The sequence below is a fragment of the Streptomyces olivaceoviridis genome, assembly GCF_014650115.1.
Taxonomy (GTDB): domain Bacteria; phylum Actinomycetota; class Actinomycetes; order Streptomycetales; family Streptomycetaceae; genus Streptomyces; species Streptomyces olivaceoviridis.
On the sequence record NZ_BMUI01000006.1, the window covers coordinates 273,107 to 295,986 of the forward strand.

Below are 22,880 nucleotides of genomic sequence, written 5' to 3' on the forward strand. Positions count from 1 at the left end.
GCCTGGGACCCGGGTGCCGGCTGTCTTGGGGCCCTCCCCGACCACTGCCCGACCGCTGCCCGGGTGCTGCCCGACCGCTGCCCAGGTGCTGCACGGGTGCTGCCCGGAGGCCGGACACCACCGGGGCCCCTTCCCGACCGCTGTCCGGGTGACTGCCGCCCGAAGGGCCCTTCCCGTGCTGCCGTCCCGCCTACAGTGGTAGGGAGTTCCGGCGGCTTCAGGGGGTGCCGACGTGGGGAACGGCGGACCGGTCCAGCACGGCTACCCGCACCTGGAGACGGTGCGGGCCGCCATCACCGCGCTGTACCGGCGCCTGTCCCGCGACACCATCGAGACGTTCTCGGTCAGCGTGGCCCCGGCCGACGTGGCCTTCTGCGACACCGACGACCTGCATCTGGGCGCGCAGCGGGTGGCCCGGGAGATCGTGCGGCACTTCCGGCTGCCGGACGCGCGGCTGATCGTCGGCTTCCGGGAGATGACCCACGCGGCGAACGTCGAACTCGCGGCGGGACCCGAGTACTTCGTCGAGCTGAACGACCGGTTCCGCACCCATCGCAGGGACATCGGCGCCGCGCTCGCCCACGAGGTGGCGCACGTCTACCTGCACCGCCTGGATCTCGCCTTCCCCACCACGGCGGAGAACGAGATCCTCACGGACACGGCGACGACCTACCTGGGCGCGGGCTGGCTGCTGCTGGACGCCTACCGGGAGGACGGGGTCTCGTCGCAGAAACTCGGCTATCTCACCCCGGAGGAGTTCGGTTACGTCCTGGCCAAGCGGGCCCTGCTCCTCCAGGAGGACCCCTCGGTGTGGTTCACCAGCCCGCAGGCCTACACCGCCTACGTCAAGGGGATGGCCCGGGCCCGCCAGGACGAGCAGCAGCCGCCGCTGACGGCGGCCGGCTGGGCGGGCCGCCGCCGCTACGCCCACGACCGCCGGCACGCCTCAGGCGCCCCGCCGGCCGCCCCGTACACCTTCGCCCCCGACAGCGGCGGCCACCTCGGGGTGACCTTCCCGTGCCCCACCTGCCACCAGCGGATCAGGGTGCCGGTGCGGGGGCGGGTACGGGCGCGGTGCGGGTTGTGCCGGACGGTGCTGGAGTGCGACACGTAGCGTTCGCCGCAAGGGGCGCAGGCACTCCCCTCGCCCAGTGCGCCCCCGAACCGCTGAGCCGTGGAGAAGATCCCGGACGCTCCCCCGGCCGGCTTCCCCGGCACCGCTGTCGGCACCACGTTCACCAACGGCACGCTGACCGGGATCTACACCCCGTACACCCTCCCCGGCGGCTCCGCCTGCCCCAGCAGCTTCCGGGCCGCCTCCCCCGCCTCCGCCGGTGTCCACCGCGCCCCCTTGTCGGCGGTGGGGCCGGGGCGCCAGCCCTCCATGACGGTGATCCGGCCACCTTCCGTCTCGAACACGCGGCCGGTCACACCCGCGCTCCCGGCCGAGCCGAGCCAGACGACGAGCGGGGAGACGTTCTCGGGTGCCATGGCGTCGAAACCGGCGGCCGGGGCCGCCATGGTCGTGGCGAAGGTACGTTCCGTCATGCGGGTGCGGGCGGCCGGCGCCACGGCGTTGACCTGGACGCCGTAGCGGGCCAGTTCGGCCGCCGCGACCAGGGTGAGCCCGACGATCCCGGCCTTGGCGGCGCTGTAGTTGCCCTGCCCGACCGAGCCGAGCAGGCCGGCTCCGCTGCTGGTGTGCACGACCCGGGCCACTGGGGTCCGCCCGGCCCTGGCCTCGGCCCGCCAGTGCGCGGCGGCGTGCCGCAGCGGCAGGAAGTGGCCCCTGAGGTGGACGCGGATCACGGCGTCCCAGTCGTCCTCGCCGAGGTTGACCAGCATGCGGTCGCGCAGGAACCCGGCGTTGCTGACGAGCGTGTCGAGCCGGCCGTACGTCTCGACGGCCGTGCGGATCAGGTCGGCCGCCCCCTCGCCGGTGGCGATGTCGGCGCCGTGGGCGACCGCGTCACCGCCCGCCGCCCGGATCTCGGCCGCGACGGCCTCCGCCGGCCGCTCGGCGTCCGGGGCGCCGTCGAGGGCGACGCCCAGGTCGTTGACGACGACCCTGGCGCCCTCGGCGGCGAAGGCCAGGGCGTGCGCACGGCCGAGCCCCCGGCCGGCACCGGTGACGACGACGACCCGGTCCGCACAGATTCCGTTCATCTCAGCTCTCTTTCCCTGGGGGCGACGCGTCGGGGACGTGGGATTCGGCGGTACGGGGTTCGGCGGCACGACGTTCGGCGCCGTGGGGTTCGACGGCGGTACGGGGTTCGGCGGTACGGGGTTCAGCGGCACGACGTTCGGCGCCGTGGGGTTCGACGGCGATGCGGGGGTCGGCGGCGGTGCGGGGTCGGCGGCACGAGGCTCGGCGGCACGACGTTCGGCGGCGCGAGGCTCGGCGGCGTCCAGGAAGGCCGGCCGTTCCCCGCCGCCGTGCACGTGCAGGCTCGCCCCGCTGATGTAGGCGGCGGCGTCGGAGGCGAGGAACACGGCGGCGGCGCCGACGTCGGCGGGGAGGGCCAGCCGGCCCAGCGGGACGGTGCGGGAGACGGCGGCGATGCCGTCGGGGCCGCCGTAGTGCAGCGGCGCCAGGTCGGTGTGGACCATGCCGACGACGAGGGTGTTGACGCGGATCTCCGGCGCCCACTCCACGGCCATGGAGGCCGCCAGGTTCGCGAGCCCGGCCTTGGCCGCGCCGTAGGCGGCGGAGCCGGGCGACGGGCGGCTTCCGCTGACGCTGCCCACCATCACGATGGAGCCCCTGGCGCGCCTGAGGTGGTCGTAGGCCGCGAGGGACGCGGTCAGCGGGGTGACCAGGTTCAACTCGATGACCTTGGCGTGCCGTTCGGCGTCGGCGTCGGCCAGGTGCCGGTACGGGGTGCCGCCGGCGTTGTTGACCAGCACGTCCAGCCGGGGCAGTGCGGCGAAGAAGGCCCGGACGGCGGGCGGGTCGCGCAGGTCGAGGGGCGCGAACTCGACGCCTTCACAGGGCTGTTCGGGCGGTCTGCGGGCGCAGGTCAGGACTCGGGCGCCCGCCTCGGCGAAGGCCCGGGCGATCCCCGCGCCCACCCCCCGGGTGCCGCCGGTGACGACCACCGTGCTGCCGCGCAGCGAGTTGTCCACAGGGCCGCTGCCCGCGGGGCCGTTGCCCACAGGGTGGTTGTCCACAGGGCCGTTGTCCACAGGGCCTCCCGCTTGTCCGCGCCGACTGCTAGCTTCGAAGCCTCGCACCTAACAAATGTTTGGTGGAAAGGTAGCTGATGCGCCCATGGGTGTCTCCCGTTCGTCCCCGGAAACGGGGATTTCCGTAGTCACCGTCGACTACCCGCCGGTCAACGCGCTGCCGGTCCGTGGCTGGTTCGACCTGGCCGACGCCGTGCGCGCGGCCGGCCGGGACCCGGAGATCCGCTGCGTGGTCCTGGCCGCCGAGGGACGCGGGTTCAACGCGGGCGTGGACATCAAGGAGATACAGGCGGCGGGGCAGGAGGCGCTGATCGGCGCGAACCAGGGCTGTGCGGAGGCCTTCGCGGCGGTCTACGAGTGCGAGACCCCGGTCGTCGCGGCGGTGCAGGGCTTCTGTCTGGGGGGCGGGATCGGCCTGGTGGGCACAGCGGACGCGGTGGTGGCGAGCGAGGACGCCGTCTTCGGGCTGCCCGAGCTGGACCGGGGTGCGCTGGGCGCGGCGACCCATCTGGCCCGGCTGGTCCCGCAGCACCTGATGCGCGCGCTGTACTACACCGGGCGCACGGCGAGCGCGGCCGAGTTGCACGGGCACGGCTCGGTCTGGCGGGTGGTGCCGCGCGCGGAGCTGGCGGGGGCGGCGCTGGAACTGGCCCGGGAGATCGCCGCCAAGGACGGACGGCTGCTGCGCATGGCCAAGTCGGCCATCAACGGCATCGATCCGGTCGACGTGCGCCGCAGCTACCGCTTCGAGCAGGGCTTCACGTTCGAGGCCAACCTCAGCGGCCTGGCCGACCGGGTCCGCGCCACGTTCGGGACGTCCGGGGGCTCGGGCACGCGCCACGACGCCCGGGACTCCGTGGAGAAGGGGGCGTAGATGGGCGACAAGACGATGACCGCCGAGGAGGTGGTCTCCCGGCTGGCGAGCGGCATGACCCTCGGCATCGGCGGCTGGGGCTCCCGTCGCAAGCCGATGGCGCTGGTCCGAACGCTGCTGCGGTCGGACATCGGCGATCTGACGGTCGTCTCGTACGGCGGCCCGGACGTCGGCATGCTGGCCGCCGCCGGCCGGATCCGCAGGCTGGTCACCGCTTTCGTCACCCTGGACTCCATCCCGCTGGAACCGCACTACCGGGCGGCGCGTGAGCGCGGCGGCTTCGCGCTGACGGAGGTCGACGAGGGGATGTTCCAGTGCGGGCTGCGGGCCGCGGCGCAGCGCCTGCCCTTCCTTCCGGTGCGGGCGGGGCTCGGCTCGGACGTGATGCGGGTCAACCCGGACCTCAGGACGGTGACGTCGCCGTACGCGGACGGGGAGACGCTGGTGGCCATGCCCGCGCTGCGGCTGGACGCGGCCCTGGTGCACGTCAACCGCGCCGACCGGCTGGGCAACGGACAGTACCTCGGCCCGGACCCGTACTTCGACGACCTGTTCTGCGAGGCGGCGGACGCGGCCTACGTCTCCTGTGAACAGATCGTGGACACGGCCGGGTTGACCAAGGGGGCCGCCCCGCAGTCGCTGCTGCTCAAGCGGCTCTCGGTGACGGGTGTGGTGGAGGCGCCGAACGGCGCGCACTTCACGTCCTGCGCGCCGGAGTACGGCAGGGACGAGGAGTTCCAGCGGCGGTACGCGACCACGCCCTGGCCGGAGTTCGCCGCACGGTTCCTCGGCGCGGACGAGGCCGCCTACCGGGCGGCGGTCCGGGACTGGCGGAAAGAGGAGGAGCGGAAGGAGGAGGAGCGGTGAGGTTCACCCGCGCCGAGTACTGCGTGATCGCGTGTGCCGAGGCCTGGCGGGGCGCCGGGGAGGTCCTGGCCAGTCCGATGGGGCTGATCCCGTCGCTGGGCGCGCGGCTGGCCCGGCTCACGTTCGCGCCGGACCTGCTGCTGACCGACGGCGAGGCCCTGCTGGTCCGCCCGGACGGCACACCGGAGGGCTGGCTGCCCTACCGGCAGCACCTGGAGCTGGTGGCGGGCGGCCGGCGGCACGTGATGATGGGCGCGAGCCAGCTCGACCGGTACGGCAACCAGAACATCTCCTGCGTAGGCGACTGGGCGCTGCCCCGCAGACAGTTGCTCGGAGTGCGTGGCGCGCCGCTCAACACGCTGAACAATCCGACGAGTTACTGGGTCCCCAGGCACTCCCGGCGGGTGTTCGTGGAGCGGGTGGACATGGTGTGCGGGGTGGGGTACGACCGGGCGGCGGGACTGGGCGGCGCGGCCCGCTTCCATCGTCTGGCGCGGGTCGTCACCGACCTCGGCGTCTTCGACTTCGCCACGGCCGACCACTCGATGCGGCTGGTCTCGGTGCATCCGGGGGTGAGCGTGGAGCGGGTGCGGGAGGCGACGGGGTTCCCGCTGGCCGTGCCGGACGACGTGCCGTTCACCCGGGAGCCCGGGGCGCAGGAGGTGCGGCTGATCCGTGAGGTGCTGGACCCGGCGGGGGCACGGGCGCGCGAGGTGCCGGAAGGGGCGGGGAGCTGATGGAGACCGCGCTCACCCGGCTGGTCGGGGTCCGTCATCCGATCGTGCAGACCGGGATGGGGTGGGTGGCCGGGCCGCGCCTGGTCTCGGCGGCGGCGAACGCCGGCGCCCTCGGCATCCTGGCCTCCGCCACGATGCCCCTCGACCGGCTGCGGGAGGCGATACGGGAGGTGCGGTCCCGTACGGACGCGCCGTTCGGGGTGAACCTCCGGGCCGACGCGGGCGACGCGCCGGACCGGGTGCGGGTCCTGTTGGAGGAGGGCGTCCGGGTGGCCTCCTTCGCGCTGGCCCCGTCCGCCGAGCTGATCGCCGAGCTGAAGGCGGCGGGTGTGCTGGTGATCCCGTCCGTCGGCGCCCGGCGGCACGCCGAGAAGGTGGCGGCCTGGGGCGCGGACGCGGTGCTCGTCCAGGGCGGCGAGGGCGGCGGGCACACCGGGGAGGTGGCGACGAGCGTGCTGCTGCCGCAGGTGGTGGACGCGGTGCGGATACCGGTCGTGGCGGCGGGCGGCTTCTTCGACGGGCGGGGGCTGGTGGCGGCGCTGGCGTACGGGGCGGCCGGGGTGGCGATGGGCACGCGGTTCCTGCTGACCTCCGACTCGACGGTGCCGGACGCGGTGAAGGCCAGGTACCTGGCGGCGACGGTCCGGGACGTCACGGTGACCCGGGCGGTGGACGGACTGCCGCACCGGATGCTGCGCACCGACCTGGTGGCGGCGCTGGAGCGGTCGGGCCGGATACGCGGCTTCGCGCACGCGGCGCGGCGGGCGGCGGGTTTCCGGCGGCTGTCGGGGCTCACCTGGCGGCAGCTGGTCCGCGACGGCCTCGCCCTCCGGCACGGCAAGGAGCTGTCCTGGAGTCAGGTGCTGCTGGCCGCGAACACGCCGATGCTGCTGAAGTCGGCGATGGTGGACGGCCGTACGGATCTGGGGGTGATGGCGGCGGGGCAGGTCGCCGGGGTGATCGACGACCTGCCGTCGTGCGCGGAGCTGGTGGAGCGGATCACGCAGGAGGCGGAGGAGGTGCTCGCCGGACTGACGGGGCTGAGAGCGGGCCGGTGACGGTCACCAGGAGGCGGAGGAGGTGCTCGCCGGACGGAGGGCGCTGAGAGCGGGCCGGGTGACGGTCATGCGACCATGCGGTGCGCCGTCGTCCCACCGCACGGTCGCAGCGGTTCGGCGATCGTCAGCCGGCCGCAGTCGCGCCGCCGTCCCGGCACTCGGTCACGGCCGTTCGCCGGGCGTCACCGGCCGGCCGACCCACCGTGGCGTCACAGCCGTTCGATGATCGTCACATTGGCCTGGCCGCCGCCCTCGCACATGGTCTGGAGGCCGTAGCGGCCACCGGTGCGCTCCAGTTCGTGCAGGAGGGTCGTCATCAGCCGGGCGCCGGTCGCGCCGAGGGGGTGGCCGAGGGCGATGGCGCCGCCGTTGACGTTGACCTTGCCGGGGTCGGCGCCGGTCTCCTTCAGCCAGGCGAGGACGACCGGCGCGAAGGCCTCGTTGATCTCCACGAGGTCGATGGCGTCGAGGGTCAGGCCGGTCTTCTTCAGGGCGTGCGCGGTGGCCGGGATGGGCGCGGTGAGCATGCGGATGGGGTCCTCGCCGCGCGCGGAGAGGTGGTGGACGCGGGCGCGCGGGCGCAACCCGTGGTCGTGTACGGCCCGTTCGGAGGCGAGCAGCAGGGCCGCGGCCCCGTCGGAGACCTGGGAGGAGCAGGCCGCGGTGACGGTGCCGCCGTCGAGGACCGGGCGCAGGGCGGCCATCTTCTCCAGGGAGGTGTCCCGGCGCGGGCCCTCGTCCACGGTGACCTGGCCGCACGGGACGGTCTCGCGGGAGAAGCGCCCGGTGTCGATCGCCCAGATCGCGCGCCGGTGCGAACGCAGGGCGAACTCCTCCTGTTCCTCGCGGCCGATCCCCCACTGGGCGGCGATCGTCTCGGCGCCGGCGAACTGGTTGACGGGCCGGTCGCCGTAGCGGGCGCGCCAGCCGGTGCTGCCGAGGAAGGGGCCCTCGGTCAGGCCGAGGGGGACGGCGGCCTGCCGGGAGGCGAAGGCGATGGGGACCTGGGACATGTTCTGCACCCCGCCGGCGACCACCAGGTCCTGGGTGCCGGAGAGCACGGCCTGCGCGGCGAAGTGCACGGCCTGCTGGGAGGAGCCGCACTGCCGGTCGACGGTGACGCCGGGCACCTCCTCGGGGAGGCCCGCGGCCAGCCAGCAGGTGCGGGCGATGTCACCGGCCTGCGGTCCGACCGTGTCCAGGCAGCCGAAGACCACGTCGTCCACGGCGGCCGGGTCGATCCCGGAGCGCTCCACCAGCGCGGTGAGCACCCGCGCACCCAGGTCGGCCGGGTGGACCGCGGCGAGTCCTCCCCCGCGCCGCCCGACCGGTGTGCGGACCGCTTCGACGATGTAGGCCTCGGCCATGGCAACTCCCACTGTAGGAAGGGGGCTATTCGCGTACGGCGATCCCGTCCAGGACCATCGACAGGTACTGGCGAGCGATCTCCTCGGGGCTGTGCTTGCCGCCGGGCCGGTACCAGGAGGCGGCGACCCACACGGTGTCGCGGACGAACCGGTAGGTGAGCCGGACGTCCAGGTCCGCGCGGAAGACCCGCTCGGCGACCCCGCGTTCCAGCGTGCTGAGCCAGGCCTTCTCGAACCGGCGCTGGGACTCGGCGAGGAAGGCGAACCGGTCCTGGGCGACGAGCTGTCTGCTCTCCTTCTGGTAGATCGCGACGGCCGCGCGGTGCCGGTCGATCTCCCGGAAGGACTCGGTGACCAGCGCCTCCAGCGTCTCGCGGGGCCCGAGTCCGGAGGCGAGGACGGTGTCGTAGCCGTCCCAGAGCTCGTCGAGGAAGGTCCGCAGGATCTCCTCAAGCATCGACTCCTTGGAGTCGAAGTGGTAGTAGAGGCTGCCCGCGAGCATCCCTGCGTGGTCGGCGATCCTGCGGACGGTGGTGGCGTTGTAGCCGTGCTCGGCGAAGACCTCGGCGGCGGTGCTCAGGAGCTCTCCGCGCCGGGCCGCTGCCGCGGTCACCTGGGGCTTCTTCTTGGTCGGCACGCACCCATTGTGGTCTGCCCGCCCGTCAGGGGTGCTGGCTGCTGACGGCGACGACCTCGCCGGTCAGGTAGGAGGAGTAGCCGGAGGCGAGGAAGACGATCACGTTGGCCACCTCCCAGGGCTGCGCGTACCGCCCGAAGGCCTCCCGTCGGGTCAGCTCGGCCAGCAGTTCGGCGGAGGTGACCTTCTCCAGGTGGGGGTGCATGGCGAGGCTGGGGGCGACCGCGTTGACCCGCACGCCGTACGCGGCGGCCTCGATCGCCGCGCAGCGGGTCAGCGCCATCACACCGGCCTTGGCGGCGGCGTAGTGGGCCTGTCCGGCCTGGGCGCGCCAGCCGACGACGGAGGCGTTGTTGACGATCACCCCGCCGCCGCTCCCGCGCATGGCGCGCAGGGCGGCCCGGGTGCAGCGGAAGGTGCCGTTCAGGGTGACGTCCAGGACTCGGGACCACTGGTCGTCGGTCATGTCGACGAGGGCCGAAGTGCCGCCGAGGCCGGCGTTGTTGACGACGATGTCCAGCCGTCCGTGGGCGGCGACGGCCGCGTCGAACATGGCCCGCACCTGGGCCTCGTCGGTGACGTCGCACGGCACCGCGGCGACCGCGCCGGGGAACTGACGGCCCAGCGCGGCCTCGTGCTCCTTCAGTCGGCGCGGGTGGGCGTCGCTGATCAGGACCCGGGCGCCCTCCTCCAGGAAGCGGCGCGCGGTGGCTCCGCCGATGCCGGTGCCGGCCGCCGCGGTGACGACGGCGGTGCGCCCGCGCAGCAGTCCGTGCCCGGGTGTGTAGGCCGGGCTCTCGACGCCTGTCATAGGGCCACGCTAACCTACCAAACACTTGTTAGGGAAGATGGGCGGCACCGGAAGGAAGGCGGCGATCGTGGACCTGACCCACTCTCCGGCCGACGAGGAGTTCCGCGCCGCGGCCCGGTCCTGGCTGGCCGCGCACGTGCCGCGTACGCCGCTGCCGTCCCTGGAGACGGAGGAGGGCTTCGCGGCCCACCGCGCGTGGGAGGCCGAACTGGCCGCGGACCGCTGGTCGGTGGTGTCGTGGCCGGAGCGGTTCGGCGGACGGGACGCCGGGCTGCTGCGCTGGCTGGTGTTCGAGGAGGAGTACTGGGCGGCGGGCGCGCCCGGCCGGGTCGGCCAGAACGGCGTCAGCCTGCTCGCGCCGACCCTCTTCGCGTACGGCACGGAGGAGCAACGCGCGCGCGTGCTGCCGCCGATGGCCACCGGTGAGGTGGTCTGGGCGCAGGCATGGTCGGAGCCGGAGGCGGGCTCGGACCTCGCCGCGCTCACCTCACGGGCGGTGCGCGCGGACGGCGGCTGGCGGCTGCGCGGGCAGAAGACCTGGTCCTCGCGCGCCGCGTTCGCGGACCGGGCCTTCGGCCTGTTCCGCAGTGATCCCGACGCTCCCAGGCGGCACGAGGGGCTCACGTACCTGATGTTCGACCTGCGGGCGCCCGGCGTCACCGTCCGCCCGATCGGCCGGCTGGACGGCAAGCCGGCCTTCGCGGAGCTGTTCCTCGACGAGGTGTTCGTCCCGGACGAGGACGTGATCGGCGCGCCGGGCCAGGGCTGGCGGATCGCGATGTCCACGGCGGGCGACGAACGCGGGCTCACCCTGCGCTCCCCGGGCCGTTTCCTCGCCTCCGCCGCCCGGCTGCGCGAGCTGTGGCGGGCCCGGGGTGCGCCGGAGCACGCCCGCGCCCGGGTGGCCGACGCCCTGATCGCGGCCCGTGCCTACCAGTTGTTCACCTACGCCGCCGCCTCCCGGGTCCTGGACGGCGCCCGGCTCGGCCCGGAGTCCAGCATGAACAAGGTGTTCTGGTCCGAGCTGGACCTCGCCCTGCACGAGACGGCGCTCGATCTGCTGGGCGCGGACGGCGAACTGGCGGACGGCGCCTGGTCGGAGGGGTACGTCTTCTCGCTGGCGGGGCCGGTCTACGCGGGCACGAACGAGATCCAGCGGGACATCGTCGCCGAGCGGCTGCTCGGCCTGCCGAAGGGACGCCGCTGATGCTCTTCCTCCTCGACGCCGGCCAGCGCGCCCTCGCCGACACGCTGCACGCGATGCTGAGCGCGGCGGACACCCCGGCGGCGGTCCGGGACTGGAGCCGGGGGGACCACACGCGCGGGCGCGCGCTGTGGTCGCGGATCGCCGAGGTGGGGGTGTTCGGTCTGGCGGTGCCGGAGGAGTACGGCGGGGCGGGGCCGCACCCGGTGGAACTGGCGGTGGCCTTCGTGGAGCTGGGCCGCCACGCCGTACCCGGCCCGCTCGCGGAGACGGTCGCGGCGGCCGTGCTCCTCGCCGAGCCCCCGCTGGCCGAGCGCTTCCTGCCGGGGCTCGCGGCCGGCACGGACATGGCGACCGTGGCGGCGCCCGGCGGCTGCGCCCTCGACGGCGACGCCGCGTCCCTCCGTCTGGTCCCGGCCCCCGACGGCCTGTGCCTGTCCACGGCGGCCCCCGGCCCCGTGCGCCGCTCCCTGGACCCGGCCCGCCGGCTGACCGCGCTCTCCCCCGCCGGTGAACTCCTCACCCCCGACGCGCCGTACGACCGGGCACTCACCTGGACCCGCCTGGCCACCGCCGCCCAGGCCCTCGGTGTCGGCCTCGCCCTGCTCGACCGGACCGTCACGTATGTGAGGCAGCGCACCCAGTTCGGCGTCCCCGTCGGCTCCTTCCAGGCCGTCAAGCACCGCCTGGCCGACGCGAAGACCGCCCTGGAGTTCGCCCGCCCCCTGCTGTTCGGCGCGGCGGTGTCCCTGCGCCCGGCGGAGGTGGCCGCCGCCAAGCTCACGGCGTGCGAGGCGGCGTACCGGACGGCCCGTACGGCGCTGCACCTGCACGGCGCGATCGGGTACACGGCGGAGTACGACCTGTCCCTGTGGCTGTCCAAGGCCCGGGCGCTGCGCTCGGCGTGGGGGACGCCCGAGGAGTGCCGTGACCTGGTGCTCACGGACGGGCTCTGAGAGGTGGTGGCGGATCGACGCGAGGTCGTCGTGTCAGTCCGGTCGTACGACGCCCGCCGCGCGCGCGGCCGTGAGCCACCTCGGGAACTCGCCGACGAGACGGTCGTACAGCTCTGCGTCGGAGACCCGGCGCGGGTCCTGGCCGGCGTGGAAGAAGCCGGCGTTGTCCACGATCCGCTTGCCGGGGACCGCCAGTTCGTCCAGCTTGCGCAGGAACTCGAACTGCCGGCTGCCGGGGTCACCGAAGCCGACGAACTGCCAGAACAGCGGGAGCCGCGCGGCCTTGCACAGATAGCGCTCGGCGGCGAGCTTGCTGATGGGGCCGCCGTCGGTCTGGAAGACGACGAGGGCGGGGGTGGTGGCGCCGCTGTCCAGGTAGTGGTCGATGACGGCGTCCATCGCCAGGTGGTAGCTGGTCCTGCCCATGTGGCCGAGCCCGGCCACGATCCGCTCGACGCGGCCCTCGTGTCCGGCGAGGGCGATGTCGGTGACCGCGTCGACGTCCGTGGAGAAGAACACGACGGGCACCCGGCCGTCGTCGTCCAGGTGCGCGGACAGGCCGAGCACCCGGTCGGCGAGCGCCTGCACACTGCCGTCCTGGTAGTACGGCCTCATCGAGCCCGAGTAGTCGACCACGAGGTAGACGGCGGCCCGCAGTCCGTCCAGGCCGTGCTTGCGCAGGGACACCCCCGCCGACCGGTAGGCGCCGACCAGCGCGGGCGCGGTCTCCTCCACCTTGCGCAGACTGATCGCGGCCATGATCTCCCCCCTCGGCTGTTCCGGCGCCCGAGCGTACCCGTACGACGTATATGCGACGACGCCTGCCCAGTCGTCCGGTCGGGGACAGGCGGGCAGGCGCCGTTCATGTTCCGTACGCCTTTGTACGGGACGTCTGTGCGGGACCTGGGGTCCGTTGTGCGCGCGTCAGACCGCCAGGGCGCGGTCCGTCGGGCGGATCGGGGCCGGCAGGTCGCTGGCTCCGGTCAGGAAGCGGTCGACTCCGCGGGCGGCCGAGCGGCCCTCCGCGATCGCCCACACGATGAGGGACTGGCCGCGGCCGGCGTCACCGGCGACGAACACACCCGGCACGTTGGTCTGGAAGTCGGCGTCGCGGGCGATGTTACCGCGTTCATCGAGCTCCAGGCCGAACTGCTCCACCAGGCCGTTCTCCCGGTCGGTGCCGGTGAAGCCCATGGCGAGGGTGACCAGCTGAGCGGGGATCTTGCGCTCGGTGCCCGGCTTCGGGGTGAGCTTGCCGTCGATGAACTCCACCTCGGTGAGGTGCAGCCACTGGACGTTGCCGTCCTCGTCGCCCTCGAAGTGGGTGGTGGAGACGGAGTAGACCCGCTCGCCGCCCTCCTCGTGCGCGCTGGTGACCTTGTAGAGCATCGGGAAGGTCGGCCAGGGCTGGTTCGTCGGGTGCCGGTCGTCGTTCGGGCGGGGCATGATCTCCAGCTGGGTGACGGAGGCCGCGCCCTGCCGGTGGGCGGTGCCCACGCAGTCCGCGCCGGTGTCACCGCCGCCGATGACGACGACGTGCTTGCCCTCGGCCGAGATCGGCGTGGTGACGTAGTCGCCCTCCTGGACCTTGTTGGCCAGCGGCAGGTACTCCATGGCCTGGTAGACGCCCTTGAGCTCGCGGCCGGGCACCGGCAGGTCACGGGCGGTCGTGGCACCGACGGCCAGGACGACCGCGTCGTACCGCTTCTTCAGGTCGGTCGCCTTGAGGTCGCGGCCGATCTCGACGCCGGTGCGGAAGCGGGTGCCCTCCGCGCGCATCTGCTCGATACGGCGGTTGATGTGCCGCTTCTCCATCTTGAACTCGGGGATGCCGTACCGGAGGAGACCTCCGACGCGGTCCGCGCGCTCGTAGACGGCGACCGTGTGGCCGGCCCGGGTCAGCTGCTGGGCGGCGGCGAGACCCGCCGGGCCGGAGCCGATGACCGCGACCGTCTTGCCGGACAGGCGCTCGGGGATCTGCGGGGCGACGTCCCCGGTCTCCCACGCCTTGTCGATGATCGAGACCTCGACGTTCTTGATGGTGACCGGCGGCTGGTTGATGCCCAGCACGCACGCCGACTCGCAGGGGGCCGGGCAGAGGCGACCGGTGAACTCCGGGAAGTTGTTGGTCGCGTGCAGCCGCTCCTGGGCGGCAGCCCAGTCCTCGCGGTAGGCGTAGTCGTTCCACTCGGGGATCAGGTTCCCCAGCGGACAGCCGTTGTGGCAGAAGGGGATGCCGCAGTCCATGCAGCGGCTGGCCTGCTTGCTGATGATCGGCAGCAGGGAGCCGGGGACGTAGACCTCGTTCCAGTCCTTCTTGCGCTCTTCGACGGGACGGGTCTTGGCGACCTCACGGCCGTGATTCAGGAAGCCCTTCGGGTCAGCCATTGATCGCCGCCTCCATCATCTTCTCGGTGATCTCGGTCTCGGTGAGACCGGCTCGCTCGGCGGCGTCCTTGGCGGCGAGCACTGCCTTGTACGTGCTGGGGATGATCTTGCTGAACCGCTCCACGGCCGTGGCCCAGTCGGCGAGCAGCTTCTCGGCGACCGTCGAGCCGGTCTCCTCGGCGTGGCGGCGCACCACGTCGTGCAGCCACTGCTTGTCGGTCTCGTCCAGCGCCTCGACGGAGCCGGCGTTGCCGGCGTTGACGTTGTCGCGGTCGAGGTCGATGACGTAGGCGACACCGCCGGACATGCCGGCCGCGAAGTTGCGGCCGGTCGGGCCGAGGACGACCGCGTGACCGCCGGTCATGTACTCGCAGCCGTGGTCGCCCACGCCCTCGGAGACGACCAGCGCGCCGGAGTTGCGGACGCAGAACCGCTCACCGGTACGGCCGCGCAGGAACAGCTCGCCGCCGGTGGCGCCGTAGGCGATGGTGTTGCCCGCGATGGTCGAGTACTCGGCGAGGTGGTCGGCGGCCCGGTCCGGGCGGACGACGATCCGGCCGCCGGAGAGGCCCTTGCCGACGTAGTCGTTGGCGTCGCCCTCCAGGCGGAGCGTGACACCGCGCGGCAGGAAGGCGCCGAAGGACTGGCCGGCCGAGCCGGTGAAGGTGATGTCGATGGTGTCGTCGGGCAGGCCCGCGCCACCGAACTTCTTCGTCACCTCGTGGCCGAGCATGGTGCCGACCGTGCGGTTGATGTTGCGGATGGCGACCTGGGCGCGCACCGGCTGTGCCTCGGTGGCGTCCGAAGCGCCCAGCGCGTCGGCGGCGAGCTTGATCAGCTCGTTGTCCAGGGCCTTCTCCAGGCCGTGGTCCTGGGCGACCAGCTGGTGGCGGACCGCGCCCTCGGGCAGGTCCGGCACGTGGAACAGCGGCTCCAGGTCCAGGCCCTGCGCCTTCCAGTGGTCGACCGCGCGCTCGACGTCCAGCACCTCGGCGTGGCCGACGGCCTCCTCGATGGAGCGGAAGCCCAGCTCGGCGAGGAGCTCGCGGACCTCCTCGGCGATGAACTGGAAGAAGTTCACCACGTACTCGGCCTTGCCGGCGAAGCGGTCGCGCAGGGCCGGGTTCTGGGTGGCGATGCCGACCGGGCAGGTGTCCAGGTGGCAGACGCGCATCATCACGCAGCCGGAGACGACGAGCGGGGCGGTCGCGAAACCGAACTCCTCGGCGCCGAGCAGCGCGGCGATGACCACGTCACGGCCGGTCTTGAGCTGGCCGTCGGTCTGGACGACGATGCGGTCGCGCAGGCCGTTGAGCAGCAGGGTCTGCTGGGTCTCGGCGAGGCCCAGCTCCCAGGGGCCGCCCGCGTGCTTCAGCGAGGTCAGCGGGGAGGCGCCGGTACCGCCGTCGTGGCCGGAGATGAGCACGACGTCCGCGTGCGCCTTGGACACACCGGCCGCGACCGTGCCGACGCCGACCTCGGAGACCAGCTTCACGTGGACCCGCGCCTGCGGGTTCGCGTTCTTCAGGTCGTGGATCAGCTGGGCCAGGTCCTCGATGGAGTAGATGTCGTGGTGCGGCGGCGGCGAGATCAGGCCGACGCCCGGCGTCGAGTGACGCGTCTTGGCGACCCACGGGTAGACCTTGTGGCCGGGCAGCTGGCCGCCCTCGCCGGGCTTGGCGCCCTGGGCCATCTTGATCTGGATGTCGTCCGCGTTGACCAGGTACTCGGAGGTCACGCCGAAGCGGCCGGAGGCGACCTGCTTGATCGCCGAGCGGCGCGCCGGGTCGTACAGGCGCTCCGGGTCCTCGCCGCCCTCACCGGTGTTGGACTTGCCGCCCAGCTGGTTCATGGCGATGGCGAGGGTCTCGTGCGCCTCCTTGGAGATGGAGCCGTACGACATCGCGCCCGTCGAGAACCGCTTGACGATCTCGCTCGCCGGCTCGACCTCGTCGATGGAGATCGGCTGCCGGTCGGACGTGAAGCCGAACAGGCCGCGCAGCGTCATCAGGCGCTCGGACTGCTCGTTCACACGCCCGGTGTACTTCTTGAAGATGTCGTACCGGCCGGTGCGCGTGGAGTGCTGGAGGCGGAAGACCGTCTCCGGGTCGAACAGGTGCGGCTCGCCCTCGCGGCGCCACTGGTACTCGCCGCCGATCTCCAGCGCGCGGTGCGCCGGGGCGATGCCGGAGGCCGGGTATGCCTTGGCGTGGCGGGCGGCGACCTCCTCGGCGATGACGTCGATGCCGACGCCGCCGATCTTGGTGGCGGTGCCGTTGAAGTACTTCTCCACGAAGGTCTCGTCCAGGCCGACGGCCTCGAAGACCTGGGCGCCGCGGTAGGAGGCGACGGTGGAGATGCCCATCTTGGACATGACCTTCAGGACGCCCTTGCCGAGGGCGTAGATCAGGTTGCGGATGGCCTTCTCGGGCTCGACGCCGTTGATGAAGGTGCCCGCGCGCAGCAGGTCCTCCACCGACTCCATCGCCAGGTACGGGTTGACGGCGGCGGCGCCGTAGCCGATGAGCAGGGCGACGTGGTGGACCTCGCGGACGTCCCCGGCCTCGACCAGCAGGCCCACCTGGGTGCGCTGCTTGGTGCGGATGAGGTGGTGGTGGACGGCCGCGGTGAGCAGCAGCGACGGGATCGGCGCGTGCTCGGCGTCGGAGTGCCGGTCGGACAGGACGATCAGGCGGGCGCCGTTCCCGATCGCCGCGTCCGCCTCGGCGCAGATCTCCTCGATGCGGGCGGCGAGGGCCTCACCGCCGCCGGAGACCCGGTACAGACCGGACAGCGTGGCGGCCTTGAAGCCGGGCATGTCGCCGTCGGCGTTGATGTGGATGAGCTTGGCCAGCTCGTCGTTGTCGATGACCGGGAAGGGCAGCACGACGGACCGGCAGGACGCGGCGGTCGGCTCCAGCAGGTTGCCCTGCGGGCCCAGCGACGAGCGCAGGGAGGTGACCAGTTCCTCGCGGATCGCGTCCAGCGGCGGGTTGGTGACCTGCGCGAACAGCTGGGTGAAGTAGTCGAAGAGCAGCCGCGGGCGCTCGGACAGGGCCGCGATCGGCGAGTCCGTGCCCATGGAGCCGATCGGCTCGGCGCCGGTGCGGGCCATCGGGGCGAGGATGACGCGCAGCTCCTCCTCGGTGTAGCCGAAGGTCTGCTGGCGGCGGGTGACCGAGGCGTGGGTGTGGACGATGTGCTCGCGCTCGGGCAGGTCGCCCAGCTCGATCTCGCCGGCCTCCAGCCACTCGGCGTACGGCTTCTCCGCGGCGAGGGACGCCTTGATCTCGTCGTCCTCGATGATGCGGTGCTCGGCGGTGTCGACGAGGAACATCCTGCCGGGCTGGAGGCGGCCCTTGCGGACGACCCTGGCCGGGTCGATGTCGAGGACGCCGACCTCGGAGGCGAGGACGACGAGGCCCTCGTCGGTGACCCAGTAGCGGCCGGGGCGCAGGCCGTTGCGGTCGAGGACCGCGCCGACCTGGGTGCCGTCGGTGAAGGTGACGGTGGCGGGGCCGTCCCAGGGCTCCATCATCGTGGAGTGGAACTGGTAGAAGGCGCGCCGGGCCGGGTCCATGGAGGCGTGGTTCTCCCACGCCTCCGGGATCATCATCAGAACGGAGTGCGGCAGCGAACGGCCGCCGAGGTGCAGCAGCTCCAGGACCTCGTCGAAGGAGGCGGAGTCGGAGGCGTCCGGGGTGCAGACCGGGAAGATCCGCTCGATGGACTTGCCGTCGGAGCCGAACAGGTCCGACACCAGCTGCGACTCACGGGCGCGCATCCAGTTGCGGTTGCCCTTGACGGTGTTGATCTCACCGTTGTGCGCGACGAAGCGGTACGGGTGCGCGAGCGGCCACGACGGGAAGGTGTTCGTGGAGAACCGGGAGTGCACGAGCGCGATCGCGGAGGCGAAGCGGCGGTCGGACAGGTCCGGGAAGAAGGGCTCCAGCTGGCCGGTGGTCAGCATGCCCTTGTAGACGATCGTCCGGGCGGACAGGGACGGGAAGTAGACCCCGGCCTCGCGCTCGGCGCGCTTGCGCAGCACGAACGCCTTGCGGTCCAGCGCGATGCCCTCGCCGGCGCCCGCGGTGACGAAGATCTGCCGGAAGACCGGCATGGTGGAGCGGGCGGTGGCACCCAGCAGCTCGGGGGCGACCGGGACCTCGCGCCAGCCGAGGACGGTCAGCCCCTCGTCGGCGGCGATCGTCTCGATCTGTGAGACGGCGCCCTCGGTCCCGTCCTCCGGCAGGAAGGCGATGCCTACGGCATAGGAGCCGGCCGCGGGAAGGTCGAAACCGGCCACTTCGCGGAGGAAGGCGTCCGGCACCTGCGAGAGGATGCCCGCGCCGTCGCCGGAGTCGGGCTCGGAGCCGGTGGCGCCACGGTGCTCCAGGTTGCGCAGGACGGTGAGGGCCTGCTCAACCAGGGTGTGGGACGCCTCGCCGGTGAGGGTGGCGACGAAACCGACGCCACACGCGTCGTGTTCGTTGCGGGGGTCGTACATACCCTGCGCAGCAGGGCGAGCATCCATGAACGACCACTTCTGGCCATTCGCGGAATGCTGGGACGGCTGGCGCGGCGTACGCATCGGCTCTCCCGTCGTCGTCATGTGGCATGTGGCAGGTGCCGAGGGACGACGTTGGCCCTCTGCGTGAGATCTGCGATGAGATCAAAATTTCGTGCAGGTTACATGATGGAGCGGTTCTCGGGAACCGGAAACACCGTTCCAACATGCGGACGCCGCGGTCGCGGCTCGGGTGCCGCGCGGACGCGGCGGATGCCGTGCGGTGGCGGCGTGATGCCGCGCCAGGACGGCGGTGCCGTGCGGTGACGGCGGGGGCCGCGCGGTGGCGGCCGACGTGTACGGGGGGGACCGTTGCGGACACGATCGGTCGGATCGGCGTCCGGCGGCCCGAAGGGGGCCGGAGCGAGCGTCATCGCCCACCCCGCGGGGTACGGCAGGCGTCATTGCCCACAGCGCTTACGGCTCATGCCCGGTGGTCATGCACTCGAAACCAGCGAGTAACGGGTACTTATGCGGCCCATCGCATAGGTACCGGTCGAGCTATCCTACGGCCGTTCCGAACAGAGTGCCCAGGGCGTACGTCACACCGGCCGCCGCACCACCGAGCGCGAGCTGCCGCAGACCGCTGAACCACCAGCTGCGCGCGGTCACCTTGGCCACGACGGCACCGCACGCGAAGAGTCCGGCGAGGGCCAGCAGGACGGCGGGCCACAGCGCGGCCGCACCGAGCAGGTACGGCAGCACGGGCAGCAGGGCGCCGAGCGCGAACGAGCCGAAGGACGAGACGGCGGCGACCAGCGGCGAGGGCAGGTCCCCGGGGTCGATGCCCAGCTCCTCGCGGGCATGGATCTCCAGCGCCTGCTCCGGGTCCTTGGAGAGCTGCTGGGCGACCTGCCGGGCCAGTCCCGGCTCGACCCCGCGGGCCACGTACAGCGCGGCCAGCTCGTCCTCCTCGTCCTGCGGGTGCCTGCGCAGCTCACGGCGCTCGACGTCGAGTTCCGCCTCGACGAGTTCCCGCTGGGAGGCGACGGACGTGTACTCGCCGGCGGCCATGGAGAACGCGCCGGCGGCGAGTCCCGCGAGACCGGTGATGACGATGGTGTGCTGAGTCACGGACCCGCCGGCCACACCCGTCATCAGGGCGAGGTTGGAGACGAGACCGTCCATGGCACCGAAGACGGCGGGGCGCAGCCATCCGCCGTTCACATCGCGGTGCGTGTGGTTGTCGCGGTGCGCCTCGTGCAGCGCGGCCTCGGTTTCGATGATGGCCATCCGGGCCCCCCAGGGAAGCTAAGCCAAAGCTAACTTTGGACGAGTTCTACTTTTCGACAACACGGAATTTACGCTCATCATTTCGCCCGCGCCAGCAAGGAAAGGCTGGGCTAACCTGCGACTTCTCCGTTGGCCGCTCAGATGTGCCAGAGCTGGCTCAGATGCCGACCGGGTGACAGAGCCCCTCCCCCGGCTCACGCGGGCGCCTCCCGTGGGACACATCCGCAAAGGGTCCCGTGGGGCCCGCCGAAGGAGGCCGCCCATGGCATCGACCGCCTGCACTCCCCCGGCCCCGGCGCCCGGTGACGCCGCCGGACCGCGCGAGCGGGCCCGGGGTGCGCTGCTGGGCCTGGCCGTCGGGGACGCGCTGGGCGCACCGGCGGAGAACCTCAGGCCCTCCGAGATCCGCGCCCGCTGGGGCCGGATCACCGGGTACGTCAGCGAGCAGCCGTACGGCACCGACGACACCGAGTACGCGATCTTCTCCGGTCTGCTGCTGGCCCGGCACGGCTCGGCGCTCACCCCGGAGCATGTCGAGGCGGCCTGGCACGAGTGGATCGCCGACCGGGCGGAGGGTCCCTTCCGCGGCGCGGGCTTCAGCGAGCGCGGCACGCTGGAGAACCTCCGCCGTGGCCTCGCCGCCCCCATCTCGGCCCAGCACCGGCACGCCTGGAGCGACGGGCTGGCGATGCGGGCGGCGCCCTTCGGGGTCTTCGCCGCCGGGCGCCCCGCCGAAGCGGCCCGGCTGGTGGCCATCGACGGCTCCGTCAGCCACGAGGGCGAGGGCATCTACGGCGGCCAGGCGGTCGCGGCGGGCGTGGCGGCGGCGATGACCGGCGCGGCGGTCGCGGTGGTGATCGCCGCCGCGCTCGCGGTGATCCCGGACGACTCCTGGACGGCCCGTTCCCTGCGGCGCGCGGTGTCGGTGGCGCATCGCGGGGAACGCGCGGTCCGCTCCGCGGTCGTCATCGGCGGCTACCCCTGGACCGACCTGGCCCCGGAAGCGGTCGCCCTCGCCTTCGGCGCGTACGCGGCGGCCGACGGCGACTTCCGGGAGGCGGTCCTGACGGCCGTCAACATGGGCCGCGACGCGGACACGACGGCGGCGGTGGCGGGCGCCCTCTCCGGCGCCACCCAGGGCCTCTCGGCCATCCCGCCCCACTGGTCCTCCGCGATCGGCCCGGCCCGGGGCCGCTGCCTGCCGTCCATCACCGGCCACCACGTCCTGGAGATCGCGGAACTCCTGGTGACGGCGGCGGGGACGGGCACGGGAGAGGCCGGTGCGGCCGGGGAGCGGGGGACGATCGCGGCGAAGGCACCGGTGGCATGGGCAGCGGTCCTGCCGGGGGCCGCGGCCAAGGGGGGCACCGCAGAAGCGGGAGCGGCGGGGATGCCAGGGGTGACCGCAGCGGAGCCGGCGGGAACGTTGGCCGCGGTCCTGCCGGCGTCCGTGGCACAGGGAGAGCGGGCAGCAGCCGAGAGCGGGACGGAGCCGACCGAACTCCTCCCCCTACCTGACGCCGCCCAGCCCACCGAAGACGCACCACCCCATGCCCCCACCGCTCAGCCGGCCGAGTCGGGTGGCGGATGGGCGGGGGATCAGGGGGCCGGGGGGCGGAGCCCCCTGGTGGGGGACCGCAACGCCGGGCAAGCGGACAGCGGGCGGAGCCCCCTGGTGGGTGCCGGGCATGCCGGGCGACCCGACAGCCAGGGTCATTGGGGCACCGGGCGGAGCCCCCTCGCCGGGCGACCCGACAGCGAAGGTCGTGGGGGCACCGGGCGGAGCCCCCTCGCCGGGCGACCCGACAGCGAAGGTCGTGGGGGCACCGGGCGGAGCCCCCTCGCCGGGCGACCGGACAGCGAGGGTCGGCCATGACAGCGCGCCGCATCGAGGGCCTCCTCCTCGGCCTCGCCGCGGGAGACGCCGCCGGCTGGCCCGCCGCCCGGCACCGCGCCGCCCGGATGCCCGAGTGGACCCGCCGTCTCACCCGGGAACTGGACACCTTCGCCGAGCAGAACGCCACCACCACCCTCCCGGTGCCGATCGCCCTCAACCAGCCCCCCGAGCCCCTCCGCCTCGGCCCCTCCGACGACGCCGAGTGGGCGGCGTTCGCCGCGGAGACGGTCCTGCGCGCCGGCGCCGACGACGTCCTCGGCGACCTCAGCCGGGCCCGCCGTATGCGCGCCGCCATCGACCTCACCTGGACCGCCGTGGCCTCCGAGGTCGCCGCCGCGGCGGACCGCGCCCCGGAGATCGAGTCCGCCGTACTGCCGCTGCGCGCCCGCATCTCCGTCCGCGCCGGCCTCGGCAACCTCGCCACCGGCCTGCGCCCGCCCGCCACCGGCCACGACAACCCGCACTACTTCGACGACGCGGCCTGCGTCCGCGCCTGCGTCCTCGCCGTGGCCCACCCCGGCGACCCGCAACAGGCCGCCGCGCTCGCCGAGTTCGACGCCCGTTACACCCAGGACGGGGACGGCGTGCACGGCGCGCGGGCCATGGCGGCGGCCCTCTCCCTCGCCCTCGCCGACGCGGACACCGGCACCTGCGTGACCGCCGCGCTCGCCGAACTCCCGGCGGACACCGAGATCGGCCGCAACACCCGCCACGCCGTCGCCCTGGCCGAGGACAGCGGGTCCGCCTTCGCCCTCGTCCCCCTCCTGGAACACCAGATCGTCGACCACGTCTACAGCTACGGCATCGCCGCCGCGGAGACCGTCCCCGTCGCCCTCGCCCTGGCCACCGCCGCCCGGGGCCGGATCGCCGAGGCCGTACCGGCCGCCGCCTGCCTGTCCCGGGTCGCCGACTCCGCGCCCGCCCTCGCCGGCGCGCTCACCGGCGCCCTCGGCGGCGGCGCGGCCATCCCCGCGACCTGGCGGGACGCCTGCCGCGTCCTGCCCGGCTGCACCCTGCCCCGTCTCACCGGCACCGACCTGGTGGAACTCGCCGGACTCCTGGAAGCCGCACAACCGGCCCGCCCAGGAGGATGATTCG

The 22,880-nt window shown here is 73.3% G+C and carries 17 protein-coding genes and 1 pseudogene; 9 read left to right on the top strand and 9 right to left on the bottom strand.

Annotation, left to right across the window (positions count from 1 at the left end; all coding sequences use genetic code 11):
• Window positions 1–232 precede the first annotated feature (232 nt).
• The gene (locus IE273_RS14555) at window positions 233–1,114 is read left to right on the top strand and encodes a hypothetical protein (protein WP_189815582.1); all 882 of its coding nucleotides are present in this window, start codon (window positions 233–235) and stop codon (window positions 1,112–1,114) included.
• A 146-nt stretch (window positions 1,115–1,260) separates the two neighbouring features.
• Here IE273_RS14555 and IE273_RS43495 read toward each other — a convergent pair whose 3' ends face one another.
• Together IE273_RS43495 and IE273_RS43500 are read right to left on the bottom strand one after the other, a co-directional pair.
• Window positions 1,261–2,166: an SDR family oxidoreductase gene (locus IE273_RS43495; protein ID WP_229887235.1), complete on the bottom strand. Its 906-nt coding sequence runs from the start codon at window positions 2,164–2,166 to the stop codon at window positions 1,261–1,263.
• Window positions 2,167–2,400: 234 nt separating this feature from the next.
• Window positions 2,401–3,114, bottom strand: a pseudogene (locus tag IE273_RS43500) (SDR family oxidoreductase); the annotation flags it as partial.
• Window positions 3,115–3,271: 157 nt separating this feature from the next.
• On the opposite strand from IE273_RS43500, the gene IE273_RS14565 reads away from it, so the two are divergent.
• Genes IE273_RS14565 through IE273_RS14580 form a run of 4 tightly spaced genes read left to right on the top strand, consistent with a single transcriptional unit; the run spans window position 3,272 to window position 6,722 of the window.
• Complete coding sequence (locus IE273_RS14565) at window positions 3,272–4,060, top strand: enoyl-CoA hydratase family protein (RefSeq protein WP_189815584.1); 789 nt, start codon at window positions 3,272–3,274, stop codon at window positions 4,058–4,060.
• Window positions 4,061–4,927, top strand: a complete 867-nt coding sequence (locus IE273_RS14570) for a CoA transferase subunit A (RefSeq protein ID WP_189815585.1) — start codon at window positions 4,061–4,063, stop codon at window positions 4,925–4,927.
• Window positions 4,924–5,664 carry a CoA-transferase subunit beta gene (locus tag IE273_RS14575; RefSeq protein WP_189815586.1) on the top strand — a complete coding sequence of 247 codons (741 nt, stop codon included), beginning with the start codon at window positions 4,924–4,926 and terminating at the stop codon, window positions 5,662–5,664. The genes IE273_RS14570 and IE273_RS14575 overlap by 4 nt, the downstream gene beginning before the upstream one ends.
• On the top strand, window positions 5,664–6,722 hold the full coding sequence (locus IE273_RS14580; protein WP_189815587.1) for an NAD(P)H-dependent flavin oxidoreductase: 1,059 nt from the start codon (window positions 5,664–5,666) through the stop codon (window positions 6,720–6,722). Before IE273_RS14575 ends, IE273_RS14580 begins: the two co-directional genes overlap by 1 nt.
• Before the next feature lie 209 nt (window positions 6,723–6,931).
• Here IE273_RS14580 and IE273_RS14585 read toward each other — a convergent pair whose 3' ends face one another.
• The 3 genes from IE273_RS14585 to IE273_RS14595 are packed head-to-tail and all read right to left on the bottom strand — an operon-like array spanning window position 6,932 to window position 9,537.
• Window positions 6,932–8,089 (bottom strand): acetyl-CoA C-acetyltransferase, encoded by a 1,158-nt coding sequence (locus tag IE273_RS14585; RefSeq protein ID WP_189815588.1) that lies wholly within the window; start codon window positions 8,087–8,089, stop codon window positions 6,932–6,934.
• A gap of 25 nt (window positions 8,090–8,114) precedes the next feature.
• Entirely contained in the window at window positions 8,115–8,726 is a 612-nt protein-coding gene (locus IE273_RS14590; protein WP_189815589.1) for a TetR/AcrR family transcriptional regulator, read from the bottom strand.
• A 25-nt stretch (window positions 8,727–8,751) separates the two neighbouring features.
• Window positions 8,752–9,537 (bottom strand): SDR family oxidoreductase, encoded by a 786-nt coding sequence (locus IE273_RS14595; RefSeq protein WP_189815590.1) that lies wholly within the window; start codon window positions 9,535–9,537, stop codon window positions 8,752–8,754.
• Between the two features lie 67 nt (window positions 9,538–9,604).
• Here IE273_RS14595 and IE273_RS14600 point away from each other — a divergent pair, with 67 nt between their 5' ends.
• Window positions 9,605–10,744 carry an acyl-CoA dehydrogenase family protein gene (locus IE273_RS14600; protein WP_189815591.1) on the top strand — a complete coding sequence of 380 codons (1,140 nt, stop codon included), beginning with the start codon at window positions 9,605–9,607 and terminating at the stop codon, window positions 10,742–10,744.
• Entirely contained in the window at window positions 10,744–11,697 is a 954-nt protein-coding gene (locus tag IE273_RS14605; protein ID WP_189815592.1) for an acyl-CoA dehydrogenase family protein, read from the top strand. The genes IE273_RS14600 and IE273_RS14605 overlap by 1 nt, the downstream gene beginning before the upstream one ends.
• A gap of 33 nt (window positions 11,698–11,730) precedes the next feature.
• Here the strand turns inward: IE273_RS14605 and IE273_RS14610 are convergent, their stop codons facing one another.
• The 4 genes from IE273_RS14610 to IE273_RS14625 all read right to left on the bottom strand — a co-directional run bounded on the left by IE273_RS14610 (window position 11,731) and on the right by IE273_RS14625 (window position 19,885).
• Window positions 11,731–12,456: a vWA domain-containing protein gene (locus IE273_RS14610; protein WP_189815593.1), complete on the bottom strand. Its 726-nt coding sequence runs from the start codon at window positions 12,454–12,456 to the stop codon at window positions 11,731–11,733.
• Between the two features lie 165 nt (window positions 12,457–12,621).
• Window positions 12,622–14,085 (bottom strand): glutamate synthase subunit beta, encoded by a 1,464-nt coding sequence (locus IE273_RS14615; protein ID WP_189815594.1) that lies wholly within the window; start codon window positions 14,083–14,085, stop codon window positions 12,622–12,624.
• Entirely contained in the window at window positions 14,078–18,676 is a 4,599-nt protein-coding gene (gltB, locus tag IE273_RS14620; RefSeq protein ID WP_189815595.1) for a glutamate synthase large subunit, read from the bottom strand. The genes IE273_RS14615 and gltB overlap by 8 nt, the downstream gene beginning before the upstream one ends.
• 477 nt (window positions 18,677–19,153) lie before the next feature.
• Window positions 19,154–19,885: a VIT1/CCC1 transporter family protein gene (locus IE273_RS14625; RefSeq protein ID WP_189815596.1), complete on the bottom strand. Its 732-nt coding sequence runs from the start codon at window positions 19,883–19,885 to the stop codon at window positions 19,154–19,156.
• 262 nt (window positions 19,886–20,147) lie between these two features.
• On the opposite strand from IE273_RS14625, the gene IE273_RS43505 reads away from it, so the two are divergent.
• Both IE273_RS43505 and IE273_RS14635 read left to right on the top strand, forming a co-directional pair.
• On the top strand, window positions 20,148–21,761 hold the full coding sequence (locus tag IE273_RS43505; RefSeq protein WP_229887232.1) for an ADP-ribosylglycohydrolase family protein: 1,614 nt from the start codon (window positions 20,148–20,150) through the stop codon (window positions 21,759–21,761).
• Window positions 21,758–22,876 carry an ADP-ribosylglycohydrolase family protein gene (locus IE273_RS14635; protein WP_189815597.1) on the top strand — a complete coding sequence of 373 codons (1,119 nt, stop codon included), beginning with the start codon at window positions 21,758–21,760 and terminating at the stop codon, window positions 22,874–22,876. Before IE273_RS43505 ends, IE273_RS14635 begins: the two co-directional genes overlap by 4 nt.
• The last annotated feature ends 4 nt before the right edge of the window (window positions 22,877–22,880 follow it).

What these genes read in the sequence shown, in the direction of transcription:
- IE273_RS14615 (WP_189815594.1), bottom strand. Translation starts at nt 14,085, where the DNA reads ATGGCTGACCCGAAGGGCTTCCTGAATCACGGCCGTGAGGTCGCCAAG.
- IE273_RS14610 (WP_189815593.1), bottom strand. Translation starts at nt 12,456, where the DNA reads ATGGCCGCGATCAGTCTGCGCAAGGTGGAGGAGACCGCGCCCGCGCTG.
- IE273_RS14635 (WP_189815597.1), top strand. Translation starts at nt 21,758, where the DNA reads ATGACAGCGCGCCGCATCGAGGGCCTCCTCCTCGGCCTCGCCGCGGGA.
- IE273_RS43505 (WP_229887232.1), top strand. Translation starts at nt 20,148, where the DNA reads ATGGCATCGACCGCCTGCACTCCCCCGGCCCCGGCGCCCGGTGACGCC.
- IE273_RS14585 (WP_189815588.1), bottom strand. Translation starts at nt 8,089, where the DNA reads ATGGCCGAGGCCTACATCGTCGAAGCGGTCCGCACACCGGTCGGGCGG.
- IE273_RS14580 (WP_189815587.1), top strand. Translation starts at nt 5,664, where the DNA reads ATGGAGACCGCGCTCACCCGGCTGGTCGGGGTCCGTCATCCGATCGTG.
- IE273_RS14570 (WP_189815585.1), top strand. Translation starts at nt 4,061, where the DNA reads ATGGGCGACAAGACGATGACCGCCGAGGAGGTGGTCTCCCGGCTGGCG.
- IE273_RS14605 (WP_189815592.1), top strand. Translation starts at nt 10,744, where the DNA reads ATGCTCTTCCTCCTCGACGCCGGCCAGCGCGCCCTCGCCGACACGCTG.
- gltB (WP_189815595.1), bottom strand. Translation starts at nt 18,676, where the DNA reads ATGCGTACGCCGCGCCAGCCGTCCCAGCATTCCGCGAATGGCCAGAAG.
- IE273_RS14595 (WP_189815590.1), bottom strand. Translation starts at nt 9,537, where the DNA reads ATGACAGGCGTCGAGAGCCCGGCCTACACACCCGGGCACGGACTGCTG.
- IE273_RS43495 (WP_229887235.1), bottom strand. Translation starts at nt 2,166, where the DNA reads ATGAACGGAATCTGTGCGGACCGGGTCGTCGTCGTCACCGGTGCCGGC.
- IE273_RS14625 (WP_189815596.1), bottom strand. Translation starts at nt 19,885, where the DNA reads ATGGCCATCATCGAAACCGAGGCCGCGCTGCACGAGGCGCACCGCGAC.
- IE273_RS14565 (WP_189815584.1), top strand. Translation starts at nt 3,272, where the DNA reads ATGGGTGTCTCCCGTTCGTCCCCGGAAACGGGGATTTCCGTAGTCACC.